This is a genomic window from Rhodocyclus gracilis (assembly GCF_009617575.1).
GTDB classification, from domain to species: domain Bacteria; phylum Pseudomonadota; class Gammaproteobacteria; order Burkholderiales; family Rhodocyclaceae; genus Rhodocyclus; species Rhodocyclus gracilis.
In genome coordinates this window covers 156043-171284 of the sequence record NZ_WIXJ01000001.1, presented here as the reverse complement: position 1 = coordinate 171284, position 15242 = coordinate 156043, and the positions used below count along the sequence as shown (strand labels likewise).

Below are 15242 nucleotides of genomic sequence, written 5' to 3'. Positions count from 1 at the left end.
AAGCCGCGTGGGCAACGGCGGTTCGCCGGACTATTTCGATCTGCGCATCGACGGTGTTAATCGCGCCTTCGTTACCTGGTGCCGCACGATGGGCGTCACGTACTGGGCGATTCTGACCGCTCACAATCCGCAGGGGCGTTTGCGGTCGCCGCAACAGAACGCCGCCGCCGATGCGGCATTGGCGGCGCGTCTGCGGTCGACGGGCTGGCGCCTGGCGCGTAGCGTCGCGCTCGCCGATGCCGGCGACTGGCCGCCCGAGCCCGGGTTTTTCGTGCTTGATGCGCCCTGCGACGCCATGTGCGGACTGGCCCGCGAATTCGCTCAGGCAGCGGTCGTCGTTGGAGGTCGTTTGCCGCTAGCCGCTGCTGGTGTTGCCGGCGATGGCGCGGTGGCGCAAAGCTGCGACGGTGCTAAAGCGAAGGCCGAGATGGCTCCGATAGTCGATAGCCCGCCGCGCCTTCTCTGGCTTGTTGCCGACAGCCCGCCACCGCAAGCACGGCCGTAGGCGCGCCGTGCTTGCGGTGGCGGGGGTTCAGAGGAGGTTGATCTTGCGTGCGGCGTCCGTCAGTTCGGCACGGAAGTCAGGGTGGGCAATGGCGATCAGTTCGCGCGCCCGCTGTTTGGCCGATTTGCCGCGCAACTGGGCAACGCCGTACTCGGTGACGACGTAGTTGACGTCGTTCTTGCTGGTGGTGACGTGCGTTCCCGGAGATAGCGTCGGGACGATGCGCGAGAGCGTATCGTTTTTGGCGGTTGAGGGCAGAACGATGAAGGCCTTGCCGCCGCGCGAACGATTGGCGGCGCGCACGAAGTCGGCTTGTCCGCCGGTGCCGGAGTAGGGCAGCGGCCCGAAGGTTTCCGAGCCGCACTGGCCGACCAGATCGATCTGCAAGGTGGCGTTGATGCTGATCAGGTTGTCGTTGCGCGATACCAGATACGGGTCGTTGGTGAAATCGACGGGGTGCATTTCGAGCATCGGATTGCGATGCATGAACTCGTAGAGCTTCTTCGAGCCGAGCGCGAAGGTGGCGATCATCTTGCCGGGCAGGTAGTTCTTCTTGCGGTTGGTGACGGCGCCGCTTTCGAGCAGGGTGAGGATGCCGTCGCCGATCATCTCGGTATGGATGCCGAGGTCGTGCTTGTGCGTCAGTTGCATGACGACGGCGTCGGGAATGCCGCCGTAGCCGATCTGTAGCGTCGAGCCGTCTTCGATCAGGTCGGCAACGTATTGGGCAATGGCTTCCTGTACCGGGCCGATTTTGGGCAGGCCGACTTCGAACAGCGGCGTTTCGCTTTCCACCAGCGCGGCCACTTGCGAGATGTGGATGTGACAGTTGCCGTTGGCGAAGGGAACGTTCGGATTGACTTCCAGAACGATGGCGCGGGCACGCGCAACGGAAGCCATGGTGTAGTCAGCGCCGAGGCTGAGCGAGAAATACCCGTGCTGATCCATCGGCGAGGCCATCGACAGAACGACATCGGCGGGGATCATGCCGCGCTCGATGAGACCCGGCATTTCCGAAAAATAGCTGGGGATGTAGTCGATCAGGCCCGCTTGCCCGCCCGCCCGCGTGGCGCCGCTGAAGAAGAAGGCGACGTGGCGCACACAGTCAGCGGTCTCGGCGTCGAAGTAGTCGTATTTGCCGAGCGGGAGAATCTGCGCCACCTTGACGTCGCGGAAGCGTCGCCGCTGGGCGGACAGCGCATGCAATAGCGCTGGCGGTTCGCCGACGCCGGTGGGGACGATGATGAAGTCGCCGCTGCGAACGTGCGACATGGCTTCGTCCGGCGTGGTGCGTTTGTGCAGATAGAGATCCCTGACCGACATGCCTTTCTTCTCCCGCTAAGGATGGATGTAAGGTGCTGCCACGCCGCCGTTGTCGCGCTTGGCCACAACGGCGGCTTGTCGGGGATTCTACGCGAATGGAATTTCCGGTGCTCGCCGATCACCGGCGAGGCTTCGCGCTCCGGCTTACCAGAGCTTCCACCATGGTTCGCTGCGCTCGATGCCGCGCGTGTAGAACTCGCTGTTCGGGAAGTTCTTGCGCATGACGCGTTCGGCGTCGTTGCGCAGGTCGGTCAGGCCGAGTTGGTCGTAGCCCTTGACCATGATGAAGAGGGCTTCTTCGATGGCCGGTGCGTTCGGGTAATTCTTGAGTGCGCCCTGCGCGCGATTGATCGCCGCGAGGTAAGCGCCGCGCTTCATGTAGTAGCGTGCGACGTGGACTTCGTGCGAGGCCATGGCGTTGACCAGATACTTCATGCGGGCCACCGCGTCGGGCGTGTATTTGCTGTCCGGGAAGCGCGTCGCCAGTTCGCGGAAGGAGTCGAAGGCGTCAGTCAGACCCTTCGGGTCACGCTCGGTGAGATCCTGCCCGCTGATCGAGCCAAGCAGTCCGAGGTCTTCGTTGAAGTTGACGAGTCCCTTCAGGTAATAGACGTAATCGACGTTCGGATGATTCGGGTGCAGCTTGATGAAGCGGTCGCAGGCCGCGATGGCGGATGCAGGCTCGCTGGATTTCCAGTAGGCGTAAGCGACTTCCATCTGCGCTTGCTGCGCAAAACGGCCATAGGGATAGCGCGATTCGAGCTTCTCGAAATACTTGATCGACTTGTCGTAGGAGCCTTCGTTGAGGGCATCCTTCGCTTCGGCGTAGAGCTTGTTGGCCGACCAGCCGCTGGTTTCGTCCTTCTTGTCAGGCAGCAGGCCGCAACCGCTGACGAGGACCGTAAGGAAAAGCGCTGCGATAACCGCTAAACTACGCATGATGAGCATTCCGCAGAAAAAGACGCCGATGAATTCGGCATCGGGGCGCGGCGATTATAGCGCAAGCGTTCCCCTTTCCTTGATCGTCCCCTCGGATTGTGGGGGCGAACGGCTGGATCGGATTCTTGCCCGCCTGTTGCCGCAGCATTCGCGCAATCGCCTGCAAGGCTGGATTCGCGACGGGCGTGTCCGTCTGGGCAGTGAAACGCTGACCGAGACGCGTCGCCGGCTCTGGGGCGGCGAGACGCTCGTGGTTGACGCTGTCGAGGAGGTGTGCAGCGAATCCGCTACCGCTGAAAATATCCCGCTCTCGGTGATCTACGAGGACGACTCCCTGCTGGTGATCGACAAACCGGCCGGTCTTGTCGTTCACCCGGGCAACGGCAACTGGAACGGCACCCTGCTGAACGCCCTGCTGCATTATTCCCCAGCACTGGCGGCGGTGCCGCGTGGCGGCATCGTTCATCGTCTGGACAAGGACACCAGCGGCCTTCTGGTCGTCGCCCGGACCCTCGCAGCGCAGACCGATCTGGTGCGGCAGTTGCAGGCGCGTACGGTCAAACGGCGTTATCGCGCGCTGGTGCGTGGCGAGTGCGAGCGCGACGGCATGGTAGATGCGCCGATTGGCCGCCATCCCACCCAGCGCACCAAAATGGCGGTCGTGCGCGGCGGCAAGCCGGCCCGTACGCACTACCGGATTCTCGAACGCTTCATCGGCTGTACGCTCGTCGAGTGCGCCCTGGAAACCGGGCGCACGCACCAGATCCGGGTGCACATGGCGTCGATTGGTCATCCCCTGGTCGGTGATCCGGTTTACGGCGGCGGCGCCAGCCGCATCCCCGTGGGTGCCGTTTTTCATCGGCAGGCGCTGCATGCCTGGCGTCTGGGCTTGGTGCATCCCGTCACTGGCCGCACGATGCAATGGACGTCGCCGATTCCCGAGGATTTCGCGGGCCTGCTCGACGACTTGCGCGCTGCTGCAGAGGCGGCGCAGGCCGCGATTGACGCGGCGCAGGCGGACGAATTTGACGACGATTGGGACGAGGGCGACGGCCCGCAGGTTTTCTATGTGCGCGGCGATGAGTACGAAGAGGGCGAAGAGGGCGACTACGACGAGGGGTGCGACGTGGCCGGTGACGAAGCCGAGGGCGCCGATGGTGAGGAATCGTTCGTCGAGGACGATGACGAGGCCTTTGACGAACTGGTAAGCGACGACGAGCTTCACGACGAGTGCGTAGACGAGGGCGAATCTGCCGCCCTTACCTCTTTGGCGACGGAAGACGATAGCGCCCCCTCTGACGGCGGCGCCTTAGCCAGGAAGCGTTCGCGGCGTGGCTGATTCGTCGGCATCGCCTGCGTTTGGTCATTGGGCGGCGGACTGGTCGGCGCCGCCGTCGGTGCGTACGCTGCTGACCACGCGTCAGGGAGGCTTCAGCCAGGGGGCCTTCGCAGGTTTCAATCTCGCCATGCACGTGGCGGACGATCCGCGTGCCGTGGCCGCCAACCGCGCGCTGCTGGCAACGGCGCTGCCTTCGCCGCCGCACTGGCTGGAGCAGGTGCATGGCGTCGAGGTCGTCGAGTTGTTTTCGCCGGCGAGTCCGGATGCCGTGCCGCCGCGTGCGGATGCTGCAATCACCCGGCAGGCTGGGGTGGTCTGCGCCGTGTTGACGGCCGATTGTTTGCCGGTTCTTCTCTGTGATCGGGAGGGCTCGGTGGTGGGCGCTGCGCACGCCGGCTGGCGTGGCTTGTGTGGCGGCGTCATCGAACGCACGGTGGCGGCGATGGCGTGCCCTCCGGAGCGTTTGTACGCTTTTTTCGGGCCGGCCATCGGCTCGACGGCCTTCGTCGTTGGTGATGAGGTACGTGCCGCGTTTCTTGCGGTGGATGCGGCAGACAGCGCGGCATTCCGCGCGCAGGGAGAGGGCAAGTGGCTGGCCGATCTCTACGCCCTGGCCCGCGAACGATTGCGCCGCCTAGGCGTTGCGCAGATCACGGGGGGGCAGGCGTGCACCTTCCGCGACGCGGAGCGCTTTTACTCCTACCGCCGTGATGGAAGCTGCGGGCGGATGGCGTCGCTGATCTGGCGTTCGCCAGCGGAGTAACTATCCTCCCGGCGGCACGTGGCCGCTGCGGTGCGCTGTTTTGGGGCGCGCCCCGTATTGGTGCGTTGCCCGGCGCGCCTCTTCCTTCGGCTGACGGGGCGTATGGCGCCCTGTCAGCGGGGGCGCGCGTTCCTTGGTGTGCGTGGTCTGCGGCTTTTCTCCTCGCGGCGAGGCTGCGCCGTGGGCGGTCTGCCTGAGTGCCTTCTGTGCTGGAGGCCTGGCACCTCGGCTGTGCCGGAAGAGGCTGGCCGGATTTTTGCATGGGGCTTGCGTCGCCTTGTGTCTCCGGGCCCCAAGTGGTTCTTCGCGAAGCTCCGTCATGCGCATTCATCTATCTTGTTGTATCCCCTTTGACCCCGTCGCGGGCAATGTTCGCCCTTGCCTTCCGGTCGAGGGGCAGACATGCGGTCGCGCGGGTATATGAGTGTGGGGACGAAGGCGTCGATGGATTTGCGCAGGTCGGTAGCGCTGCCCAAGGCGACGCGCTGCGAGGAGTGTCAGGTGCCGCTGGCGGCCGTGGACGGGCTGCTGGTTCGCTACGGGCGCGATAGCGGCGCCTTCTATTTCGTCAGCCACCGGAGTGAAGCGCTGACCGGCTACGCCGTCGCCGAATTGCTGTGGGGCGATGGCGCGACCGGAGCGGTGGCGGGGATTGCGCACGATCAACTGATCCTGCCCGATGAGCGGGAGCGCGTGCGTGCCGAAATTGCCGCCGTTGGCGAAGGTGAACGCTACCGTGTGCGCTATTCGTTGCGCCGGCGCGATGGCAGCGTGCATCGCGTGCGCGAAAGCGGCGTCGTACTGCGCGCAGAAAAAAGTCGCTCGCGTCACCAGCGCGCCGCGGCGCAGCGCACGGTCACGGCCGACGGCGTTGCCCTCCCGCCGGCGGACGAATGGCTGGTCGAGGCGCTGATCGAGGACGACAGCGAGCAGGTCGCCAGCGAGCGCCGGCGCGACGACGCCGAATGGCGCTTTCGCAGCATGTTCGAGAATCTCGTCGTCGGCATGTTCCGGACCACCCGCGATGGCCGCTATCTGGCGGCCAATCAGGCGTTGGCCAAACTCTATGGCTACGCCTCGCCGAGCGCACTGGTGGCCAGTCTGCGCAACATCGCCGAGCGTCTGTACGTCGATCCGGCGCGGCGCGAGGAATTTGCTCGTCTCATCCGCGAAGAGGGACGGGTGATCGATTTCGTCTCCGAGGTCTATCGCGCCGACGGTACGCGCATCTGGATTGCCGAGAACGCGCACGCCGTCCACGACGCGGCGGGCAGCCTGCTCTACTACGAAGGCACCGTTGAAAACGTGACCGAGCGCCGCGAATATCAGGCGCGCCTGGAACATCAGGCGACGCACGATCTGCTGACCGGTTTGCCGAACCGCACGCTCCTGCGCGACCGCCTCCATCAGGCGATATCGGCGGCCAAGCGCGGCAGCTCACGCGTGGTGACGGCCTTTGTCGATCTCGATAACTTCAAATACGTCAATGACAGCCTCGGCCACGCGGCGGGCGATACGCTCATCATCCGCATGGCGCAGCGCTTGCGCGAGGCCTTGCGCGCCATCGATACGGTTGCCCGTTATGGCGGCGACGAGTTTGTGCTCGTCCTCGCCGAACATTCCGGTTTGCACCACACGATGGGCACGCTTGAGCGCGTGCAACGCGCCATCAGCGAGCCACTCTTCATCGACGGGCGAGAACTGCGCGTCAATTGCAGCATCGGCGTCAGCCTGTACCCGGAGAACGGCGACGATATCGGGACGCTGTTGCGTCATGCCAATGCCGCGATGCACCACGCCAAGGCGCTGGGTAAAGGGCAGTTCCAGTTTTTCACCCGCGAAATGAATACGGCCGCGCACCAGCGTCTGGCCCTGGACTCAGCGCTGCGGCGCGCGCAGGAGGCGAATGAGCTATCGGTGGCGTATCAGCCGAAGATCGATCCCTACGGCGTTCCCTGTGGCTTTGAAGCCTTGATGCGCTGGAATAGCGCCGAGCTAGGGCCAATTTCTCCCGAGCGCTTCATTCCCCTGGCCGAAGAGACGGGGCTGATCGAGTCGATGACCGATTTCGTGCTGCGGCGAGCCTGTCAGGAGGCGGTGTCGTGGCCTTTGCCGGTGTCGGTGGCGGTCAACCTGTCGCCACGGCTCTTTCGCGATCCGCATCTCGCAGCACGCGTCGAGGCGATTCTCGCCGAAACCGGTCTGCCCGCTGCAAGGCTGGAACTGGAGATCACCGAGAGCGCACTGCTCGGCGACCTCTCACAAACGATGACGATCATCGAGTCGTTGCGCGCACTGGGCGCGCGTATTGCGCTGGACGATTTTGGTACGGGCTATTCGTCGCTGACGTATCTGCGCCGCTTGCCCATTGATATCGTCAAGATCGACCGTTCGTTCGTGACCGACTGCGAGCAAGGCGGCGAGGCCATGGCCATTCCGCGCAGCATCATTGCGCTGGGGCGCTGCTTGCACCTGCGGATCGTCGCCGAAGGTGTCGAGAACCCTCGCCAGCTGGAGCAATTGGCGGCGTATGGCTGCGACGAGTTTCAGGGGTTCCTCATCGCCAAGCCCCTGAGCCCGGAAGATGCGCGGGCTTTTCTGGAGGGCAAGCGCGTCGGCTGATCGCGCTTCTCGCACCCGTTCGCTTGGGCTGTTGTGGGGCGTGGTGATAAAAAAAGCGCTAATTCGTGAGAATCAGCGCTTTTTTCGAATGCGGATGGCGTCCCCACGGGGATTCGAACCCCGGTTATCGCCGTGAAAGGGCGGTGTCCTAGGCCTCTAGACGATGGGGACGCGAACGAGGTCGGCTACAACTGACGTCGTTGGCGGCGGGTGACCGGCCGTTCCTTTTGGTGGTGGAGGTAAGCGGGATCGAACCGCTGACCTCTTGCATGCCATGCAAGCGCTCTCCCAGCTGAGCTATACCCCCCCGAAGGAAGCGCGCATTATAGGGAGCCGAGGGGGCGGTGTAAAGCGCGAAAAATTCCCGGTTTTGCCTTGATTTTCGCCGCGGTTTTTGCGCTCTTCGTCCGGGGCGGCGGAGTGAATTTTGAGGCTGCGCCTGGCTCGCGCGCGGAGTCGTGAATTGGCGCGCCGGTGTTTCGTCACGCCGCGCCGCCATTCGCACGGATTGGCGGCGCGGTGAGAGGCTTGTTCAGGCTCAGGCGAGTGCTTTTTCCAGACGTGCGACGACGACTTCGCGCGGGAATACAGCGACGACGGCGTCGACCGACGGCGTGTGCGTTTGGCCTGTCAGCAGCACGCGCAGAGGCATCGCCAGCTTCGGCATTTTCAGGCCGTGCGCGGTGACGGTTGCCTTGATCAAGACGCCAATTGCCGGCGCTTCCCAGGCGACTTCGCGCGCGCCCGCGAGAAAGTCGGCGATGAGCGGACGGCTCTCGGTAGTGATGTGCTGGGCCAGCAATTCGGCAGACGGCTCCGGTTCGCGATAGAACATCGCGGCCGCTTCGGCGAACTCATTCAGCGTCGAGACGCGTTCCTTGTAGAGGGCGATCACGTCGGCGAGGGCGGGTGCGTTGCTCACGGTCACGCCCAGCGTGGCGAGGCGCGGGGCGAGCAGGGCGGCGAGTCGTTCGTTATCAAGCTGGCGCAGGTAGTGTGCGTTCAGCCAGTTGAGCTTTTCGGTATTGAACTGAGCGGCCGATGGCGTGATGCGGTCGAGTTCGAACCATTCGCAGAACTGCGCGAGCGTGAAGACTTCTTCGTCACCGTGCGACCAGCCGAGGCGGGCGAGGTAGTTGAGCACGGCTTCCGGCAGGTAGCCGTCTTCGTCGTATTGCATGACGCTGACAGCGCCGTGGCGCTTGGAGAGCTTTTGCCCGTCGTCGCCGAGGATCATCGACAGGTGCGCGTACTGCGGCGGCGTCGCACCCAGTGCCTTGAGAATGTTGATCTGGCGGGGCGTGTTGTTGACGTGGTCGTCACCGCGAATCACGTGCGAGATCGCCATGTCCCAGTCGTCGACGACGACACAGAAGTTGTAGGTCGGCGTGCCGTCGGCCCGGGCGATGATCAGATCGTCGAGTTCGGCATTGGCGATTTCGATACGGCCTTTGACGAGGTCGTCCCATGCCACCACACCCTCGGTCGGGTTACAGAAGCGGACGACGGGCTGTACACCTGCCGGCGGCGTCGGCAGGGATTTGCCCGGCTGCGGCCGCCAGCGGCCGTCGTAGCGGGGCTTCAGCCCCATGGCGCGTTGCCGTTCGCGGGTTTTTTCCAGTTCTTCGGGCGTCGTGTAGCAGTAGTAGGCGGTGCCCGCCTCAAGCATTTGCTGGATGACCGCCTTGTAGCGATCCATGCGCTGCATCTGGTAGAAGGGGCCTTCGTCCCAGTCGAGGCCGAGCCAGTTCATGCCGTCGAGAATGGCCTGAACGGCCTCCGGCGTCGAGCGGGCGACGTCCGTATCTTCGATGCGCAGAACGAATTTGCCGCCGTGGTGACGGGCAAACGCCCACGAAAAAAGCGCCGTGCGGGCGCCGCCGATGTGCAGATAGCCGGTGGGGCTGGGGGCGAAACGGGTGCGGATCATGGCTCGGGGGAGAAGGCTGAAAAGCGGACATTGTAAAGGATGCCCGTATAATGTCGCGTTTTCTCGGCCACACCGATATGTCAACCCTCGGCTGGATTCTGCTGATGAGCTTTGGCGGCGGGGCGCTCAGCGTGCTCGGCGCCGCAGCGATCGTGCGCCAGTTTTCGCCGGCGACGGTGTCGGCGCTCGTCTCTTACGCCATCGGCGCCTTGCTCGGGGCGGCTTTCCTCGAACTGCTGCCGCATGCTCTTGAGCACGGCAACATCGAGCGCACGACGGCCACCGTTCTTGGCGGGATTTTCCTTTTCTTCCTGCTCGAAAAGCTGGTGCTCTGGCGGCATTGCCACCACGAGCATTGCGAAACGCACGCGCCGCACACCGACCACGCCGGACATGATCATGGCCGCTCGGGGCTGATGATCCTGATCGGCGATTCCTTCCACAACTTCGTCGATGGCGTGCTGATCGCTGCCGCCTTTCTGGAAAGCACGCAGCTTGGCATCGTCACCTCGCTGGCGATCATCGCGCACGAAATCCCGCAGGAACTGGGCGATTTCGTCGTCCTGATCAATTCCGGCTACAGCCGGGCCCGCGCGCTCGCCTTCAATCTGCTGTCCAGTCTGGCGACGCTGGTCGGCGCCTTGCTCGCCTACACCACGCTTGGCACGGCGCGCGACTTTACGCCGACCCTGTTGGCGCTGGCAGCGGCGAGCATGATCTACGTTGCCGTCGCCGACCTTATCCCGGGGCTGCACCGGCGGGCGGAGTTGCGTGCCACTGTGCAGCAGAGCCTATTGATCGCGCTGGGTGTCTCGTCCATCGCTCTCGTCGGCGCTTTGCTCGGCGGCTTTGAGTAGACGCCGGCGTCGCCGCGTCGGGCCGCCCGTGATGAAAATGAGTAGGGCGGTCGGCAACAGGCCGTAGAAGACGAAGGTCAGCACGCCGGCCACCACCGAATGCTCGGTGAGGGCCATCAGCACGGTGACGTAAAGCCAGGCGATCGCGACGATATACATGGGCGCCATTATCCCTGAATCGCCCGTCGCCGGTCGCATTGACACTGCCCATGGTGCAATGCAGAATCGCATGCACATGTCGTGAGACGCCGCATTCCACAGAACTCCGCTTCACGATCCGGGCGACCGCTGCAACCGCCAGATTCGGCACTCCTCCTTGCCCACGCAAGCCCCATGACTCGCTGACGCTGATCCGGCAACAGGATCGCCGGGGGGTGTCAGACTTCCCCCTCGCCAGAAGGAAGCCTCATGTCGCCTTTGCCGCCCCCCGGTTTCCCTGCCTTGCAAGGCTTCGTGCTGGCGGGACAGGCGTTGGTCGGCGAGTTGCTGCGGCTGATGGCGGGAGATGTGGCGGCCGCGGGTATTGATGCGCAGCGTCTGCATCAGCTGCGCCAGGCGTATATCGAGCGGCAGTGGGCCTTGCTGAATGCACTGCTGGCTGGCGAGCCTCTGCCGCAGACGGGCGGGGCGGCGGATGACCGGCGATTTGCCGCCACCGCATGGGTTTCGCATCCCGTGTTCGACTATTTGCGGCGATCCTATCTGCTGCTGGCTGAGTTTCTGCACGCTCTCGCCGAACTGGTGCCGTTCCCGGACGCCAAGTCGCAGCAGCGGCTGTGCTTTCTGGTTCGCCAGTATGTTGACGCCATGTCGCCGGCGAATTTTGCGCTGACGAACCCGGAATTCATGCAGCGCGCGCTAGAGACACAGGGCGAGAGCATCAATGAGGGAATCCGGCATCTGCTCGACGACATCGCGCGGGGGCGCATCACGACGTGCGACGAAGCGGCGTTTTCGCTTGGGGAGAACGTGGCGGCGACGCCGGGCAGCGTCGTCTTCGAAAACGAGCTGATCCAGCTGATCCAGTACGCGCCGCTGACGCGGCGCGTTGCACGGCGGCCATTGCTGATGGTGCCGCCATGCATCAACAAGTTCTACATCCTCGATTTGCAGGCGCAGAACTCCTTCGTCCGTCATGCCGTCGAGCAGGGCAATACGGTGTTTCTTGTCTCCTGGCGCAACGTCAGTGCGGCGCAGGGGCATCTCGGCTGGGACGATTACGTGCGTCTCGGGCCGCTGGCGGCGCTGCGGGCGGTTCGAGCCATTTGTCGGGGCGAGGACGTGAACGCGCTGGGGTTTTGTGTCGGCGGCACCTTGCTGGCGAGTACGCTCGCCGTTCTCGCGGCGCGAGGCGAAGCGCCGGTCGCCAGCCTGACACTTCTGACCACCTTGCTGGATTTTTCCGAGGCTGGCGAATTGTCCCTATTCATCGACGAGGCGGCACTGGCGGCGCGTGAACAGGCGATCGGGCAGGGAGGGCTTTTGCCAGCGTCAGAGCTGGCGGGCGTTTTCTCGGCGCTGCGCGCCAACGATCTCGTCTGGCACTACGTCGCCAACAACTATCTCTTGGGGCGCTCGCCGCCGGCGTTCGACCTGCTGTTCTGGAACGCCGACAGCACCAATCTGCCGGGGCCATTCGCCTGCTGGTACATGCGCCATCTCTATCACGAGAACGCCCTGCGGGAGCCGGGGCGGCTGCGCATGTGCGGGGTGCCGGTCGATCTTTCTGCCGTGTGTTTGCCGACGTATGTGCTGGCCGCGCGCGAAGATCACATCGTGCCTTGGCACGGCGCGTATCGCAGCGCGCACCTGCTGGGCGGGCCGACGCGCTTCGTGCTCGGCGCCAGCGGCCATATTGCCGGCGTCGTCAATCCTGCGCGTCGCAACCGGCGCAGCTATTGGCTCAATCCGGCGCTGCCGGCGCAGCCCGACGAGTGGCTGGCGGCGGCGACGGAGAATTGCGGTAGTTGGTGGAACGACTGGAGCGGCTGGTTTCGCCAGCACACCGGCGGCGAACGTGCGGCGCGTACGGCGCTGGGCAGTTCGCGCTACCCGCCGCGCGAGCCGGCGCCGGGGCGCTATGTGCGGGAGCCGGCGTGAACGATGGCAAATGTTTTTCCCGTTTTTTTCTTTTCCCTTCGATAGAAAGGTAAGCCCACCATGACGCAACGCATTGCTCTCGTTACTGGCGCGGTCGGCGGTCTCGGTACCGCCATCTGTAAGGAACTGCTGAAAGCCGGTCATCGCGTGGTCGGCAATTATTTCCCCGGCGATCCGGCCGTCGCGCCTTGGCTTGAGGCGCGCAAGGCGGAAGGTCTCGATATCCCGCTTTTTGGCGCCGACGTGTCGAACTACGAGGCCTGTGCGGCGATGGTCGTGGCGATCGAGGCGCAGGTGGGGCCTGTCGATATCCTCGTGAACAATGCCGGTATCACGCGCGACCGCTTTTTCCCGAAGATGGAGGTGGGGCAGTGGAATGCCGTCATCGAGACCAATCTGAACAGCCTGTTTAACGTTACCCACACGATTTCGCCGAAGATGGCCGAGCGCGGCTGGGGGCGCATCATCAACATTTCGTCGGTCAACGGCGTCAAGGGGCAGGCGGGGCAGACCAACTATTCGGCCGCCAAGGCCGGCTGCATCGGGTTCACCAAGGCGCTGGCGCAGGAGTTGGCGGCCAAGGGGGTGACGGTCAATGCCATTGCCCCCGGTTACGTCGGGACCGACATGGTCATGGCGATCCGCGAGGACGTGCGGCAGGCGATCATCGATACCATTCCCATGAAGCGACTGGGCAAGCCCGAGGAAATCGGCGCCCTGGTCGCCTATCTCGCCTCCGAACCGGCTGCCTTCATGACCGGCGCAACGCTCAACATCAACGGCGGCCTGCACATGGCCTAGGTTTCGACACGCCACTGCCCCGCGCCGGCACGCCGTCCGGCGCGGGCTATAATCGCCCGGCGTTTTTCACCCTTTGAGAGCGAGCGCAGTCATGACGGAGAAGTCGCGTCTGATCAAGAAATACCCCAACCGCCGTCTGTACGACACCAAGACGAGCGCCTATATCACCTTGGCCGAAGTGAAGGCGATGGTGCTCACGGGCGAGGCGTTTGGCGTCGTCGATGCGAAAACGGGCGAAGACATCACGCGCAGCATCCTGTTGCAGATCATTCTCGAAGAAGAAAGCGGCGGTTTGCCGCTGTTCTCGACCGACGTGCTGGCGCAGATGATCCGTTTTTACGGCCATGCGATGCAGGGCATGGTCGGCAAGTACCTTGAGACGAATATCAAGGCGTTCACCGATTTTCAGCAGAAGCTGCAAGAGCAGTCGCGTGGCACCTTCGGCGAGAACCATCCGCTGCATCAGGACATGTGGTCGCAGTTCCTCAACTTTCAGGGGCCGGCGATGCAGACCATGATGAGCGCCTACGTCGATCAGAGCCGCAAGATGTTCCAGCAGATGCAGGATCAATTGCAGCAGCAGACGCGCTCGATGTTTACCGGCATTCAGTTCCCCGGTTTTCCGCCGCCGGAGCCTGGCAAGAAACCTGAGTCGGAGTCGTGAGCGATACGCCGGCATCGCCGGCCTTGCCTGAGTCGCCGGCGCCAACGTCGCCTGCCGGAAACGCAGTGCCGCTCACCACCGGATCTGCCGCGAAGGCGGCGAGTGCGCAGAGCGCAGGGCACGCGGCTCATGCCGTGAATGTGGCCTCCGCTTCCCTCGATGTCGTGGCGGAAATCGTCCGCCAGAACGCCGGGCGCGACCCCACATTGCGGGCGCTCAAATACAGCAAGATGGCGCAGAGCCCTTTTGTTTTTTTGCGCGGTGCTTGCCACCTGTTTTACGACGCCCTGCCGGACTCGGCACTGTTTCGTGATGTGCCGCTGGCGTGGAGTTGCGGCGACCTGCACTTCGAGAACTTCGGCAGCTACAAGGCCGACAACCGGCTCGTTTATTTCGATATCAACGATTACGACGAAGCCGCGCTGGCCCCCGCGACCTGGGACATGCTGCGTCTGCTCACCAGCCTGCAATGCGGTGCCGACGCGCTCAAGGCGACGCGCGCCGAGGCCTTGGCCGTCAGCCGGAGTTGCCTCGCCGCCTATCGGGCCGCGCTGATCGACGGCAAACCTATGTGGGTCGAGCGCGACACATCGGGCGGGCTGGTCAAGGCCTTGCTCGATGCCCTGCAATCGCGCACCCGTGTGAGCTTTCTCGACAAGCGGACGATACTCAAGGGACATCAGCGTCGCCTGAAGATCGACGACAGCAAGCTCTTGCCGGCATCCCCCGAGCAGACGGCGCGGGTGACTGAATTCATGGACCGCTTTGCCGCAACGCAGCCGGTTCCGGAGTTTTTCGCCGTGCACGATGTGGCGCGCCGCATCGCCGGGACAGGCAGCCTCGGTGTCGAACGCTACGTCATCCTCGTCGCCGGCAAAGGTTCGCCGGACGGCAATTATCTGCTCGATCTCAAGGAAGCCAAGCCCTCTGCCCTGCGGCCTGCCTTGGTGAGACGCGGCATCGCGCAGCCGTCGTGGCCCGACGAGGCGAGTCGCGTCGTCGGTGTGCAGCGGCGCATGCAGGCAGCAACCCACGCCTTCTTACAGCCCGTACAGCTGGCCGGGGTTCCCTTTTTGCTCAAGGGCTTGCAAAGCGCGGAGGACCGCGTCGCCATCGCTGACTGGGGCCACAAGCTGGACCGTCTCAAGGAGGTGGCGATCACCATGGGGCACCTGCTGGCTTGGGATCAACTGCGCGCCTCCGGACACTCGGGCGCCGCGACGGCCGATGACCTGCTTGCCTTCGCGCAGCCGACCGATTGGCAGGAGGAACTTCTCGACGCAGCCAGCAAGATGGCGGCGCTGACCTGCCGGCAGTGGGAGGTTTTTGCGGCAGCGGCGCGTGAGGGGGCCTTGGTTTGAGGGGCGCCGGCCCTTTTTTTCGACGCTTTTTACGTCAG

The 15242-nt window shown here is 64.1% G+C and carries 13 protein-coding genes and 2 tRNA genes; 9 read left to right on the top strand and 6 right to left on the bottom strand.

Features of this window, described 5'->3' with window-relative positions:
* Positions 1-7 precede the first annotated feature (7 nt).
* Positions 8-505, top strand: a complete 498-nt coding sequence (locus tag GHK24_RS00805) for a DUF3293 domain-containing protein (RefSeq protein WP_153467505.1) — start codon at positions 8-10, stop codon at positions 503-505.
* 27 nt (positions 506-532) lie between these two features.
* On the opposite strand, the gene GHK24_RS00800 is transcribed toward GHK24_RS00805, so the two are convergent.
* Both GHK24_RS00800 and GHK24_RS00795 read right to left on the bottom strand, forming a co-directional pair.
* A complete protein-coding gene (locus tag GHK24_RS00800; RefSeq protein WP_153467502.1) occupies positions 533-1828 on the bottom strand; it encodes an acetyl-CoA hydrolase/transferase family protein in 1296 nt (431 codons plus the stop codon).
* A gap of 144 nt (positions 1829-1972) precedes the next feature.
* Positions 1973-2767 (bottom strand): outer membrane protein assembly factor BamD, encoded by a 795-nt coding sequence (locus GHK24_RS00795; protein ID WP_153467499.1) that lies wholly within the window; start codon positions 2765-2767, stop codon positions 1973-1975.
* Here GHK24_RS00795 and rluD point away from each other — a divergent pair.
* The 3 genes from rluD to GHK24_RS00780 all read left to right on the top strand — a co-directional run bounded on the left by rluD (position 2766) and on the right by GHK24_RS00780 (position 7491).
* Positions 2766-4106 carry a 23S rRNA pseudouridine(1911/1915/1917) synthase RluD gene (gene rluD, locus GHK24_RS00790; RefSeq protein WP_422917812.1) on the top strand — a complete coding sequence of 447 codons (1341 nt, stop codon included), beginning with the start codon at positions 2766-2768 and terminating at the stop codon, positions 4104-4106. The genes GHK24_RS00795 and rluD overlap by 2 nt on opposite strands.
* On the top strand, positions 4099-4869 hold the full coding sequence (gene pgeF / locus GHK24_RS00785; protein ID WP_340666065.1) for a peptidoglycan editing factor PgeF: 771 nt from the start codon (positions 4099-4101) through the stop codon (positions 4867-4869). Before rluD ends, pgeF begins: the two co-directional genes overlap by 8 nt.
* Positions 4870-5313: 444 nt before the next feature.
* Positions 5314-7491: a putative bifunctional diguanylate cyclase/phosphodiesterase gene (locus tag GHK24_RS00780; protein ID WP_194286346.1), complete on the top strand. Its 2178-nt coding sequence runs from the start codon at positions 5314-5316 to the stop codon at positions 7489-7491.
* A gap of 95 nt (positions 7492-7586) precedes the next feature.
* Here GHK24_RS00780 and GHK24_RS00775 read toward each other — a convergent pair.
* From GHK24_RS00775 to gltX, 3 genes are all read right to left on the bottom strand, one after another.
* Positions 7587-7662, bottom strand: a tRNA-Glu gene (locus GHK24_RS00775).
* Between the two features lie 60 nt (positions 7663-7722).
* Positions 7723-7798: transfer RNA gene (locus GHK24_RS00770), tRNA-Ala, on the bottom strand.
* Between the two features lie 231 nt (positions 7799-8029).
* Complete coding sequence (gltX, locus tag GHK24_RS00765; protein ID WP_153467493.1) at positions 8030-9421, bottom strand: glutamate--tRNA ligase; 1392 nt, start codon at positions 9419-9421, stop codon at positions 8030-8032.
* 50 nt (positions 9422-9471) lie between these two features.
* Between gltX and GHK24_RS00760 the strand changes: the two genes are divergently transcribed.
* Positions 9472-10278: a ZIP family metal transporter gene (locus GHK24_RS00760; RefSeq protein ID WP_228384469.1), complete on the top strand. Its 807-nt coding sequence runs from the start codon at positions 9472-9474 to the stop codon at positions 10276-10278.
* Here the strand turns inward: GHK24_RS00760 and GHK24_RS00755 are convergent.
* Positions 10213-10437, bottom strand: a complete 225-nt coding sequence (locus GHK24_RS00755; RefSeq protein ID WP_153467490.1) for a hypothetical protein — start codon at positions 10435-10437, stop codon at positions 10213-10215. The genes GHK24_RS00760 and GHK24_RS00755 overlap by 66 nt on opposite strands.
* 249 nt (positions 10438-10686) lie before the next feature.
* Between GHK24_RS00755 and GHK24_RS00750 the strand changes: the two genes are divergently transcribed.
* From GHK24_RS00750 to GHK24_RS00735, 4 genes are all read left to right on the top strand, one after another.
* Complete coding sequence (locus GHK24_RS00750; protein ID WP_153467487.1) at positions 10687-12378, top strand: PHA/PHB synthase family protein; 1692 nt, start codon at positions 10687-10689, stop codon at positions 12376-12378.
* 60 nt (positions 12379-12438) lie between these two features.
* Positions 12439-13179, top strand: a complete 741-nt coding sequence (phbB, locus tag GHK24_RS00745) for a beta-ketoacyl-ACP reductase (RefSeq protein WP_153467484.1) — start codon at positions 12439-12441, stop codon at positions 13177-13179.
* Between the two features lie 91 nt (positions 13180-13270).
* A complete protein-coding gene (gene phaR / locus GHK24_RS00740) occupies positions 13271-13843 on the top strand; it encodes a polyhydroxyalkanoate synthesis repressor PhaR (protein WP_153467481.1) in 573 nt (190 codons plus the stop codon).
* Positions 13844-13977: 134 nt separating this feature from the next.
* Entirely contained in the window at positions 13978-15204 is a 1227-nt protein-coding gene (locus GHK24_RS00735) for a DUF2252 domain-containing protein (RefSeq protein ID WP_340642649.1), read from the top strand.
* Positions 15205-15242 lie beyond the last annotated feature (38 nt).

Coding starts and splice junctions, on each gene's coding strand:
- GHK24_RS00800 (WP_153467502.1), bottom strand. CDS start 1,828: ATGTCGGTCAGGGATCTCTATCTGCACAAACGCACCACGCCGGACGAA.
- rluD (WP_422917812.1), top strand. CDS start 2,766: ATGATGAGCATTCCGCAGAAAAAGACGCCGATGAATTCGGCATCGGGG.
- GHK24_RS00795 (WP_153467499.1), bottom strand. CDS start 2,767: ATGCGTAGTTTAGCGGTTATCGCAGCGCTTTTCCTTACGGTCCTCGTC.
- GHK24_RS00780 (WP_194286346.1), top strand. CDS start 5,314: ATGGATTTGCGCAGGTCGGTAGCGCTGCCCAAGGCGACGCGCTGCGAG.
- gltX (WP_153467493.1), bottom strand. CDS start 9,421: ATGATCCGCACCCGTTTCGCCCCCAGCCCCACCGGCTATCTGCACATC.
- GHK24_RS00760 (WP_228384469.1), top strand. CDS start 9,472: ATGTCGCGTTTTCTCGGCCACACCGATATGTCAACCCTCGGCTGGATT.
- GHK24_RS00755 (WP_153467490.1), bottom strand. CDS start 10,437: ATGTATATCGTCGCGATCGCCTGGCTTTACGTCACCGTGCTGATGGCC.
- GHK24_RS00750 (WP_153467487.1), top strand. CDS start 10,687: ATGTCGCCTTTGCCGCCCCCCGGTTTCCCTGCCTTGCAAGGCTTCGTG.
- phbB (WP_153467484.1), top strand. CDS start 12,439: ATGACGCAACGCATTGCTCTCGTTACTGGCGCGGTCGGCGGTCTCGGT.
- phaR (WP_153467481.1), top strand. CDS start 13,271: ATGACGGAGAAGTCGCGTCTGATCAAGAAATACCCCAACCGCCGTCTG.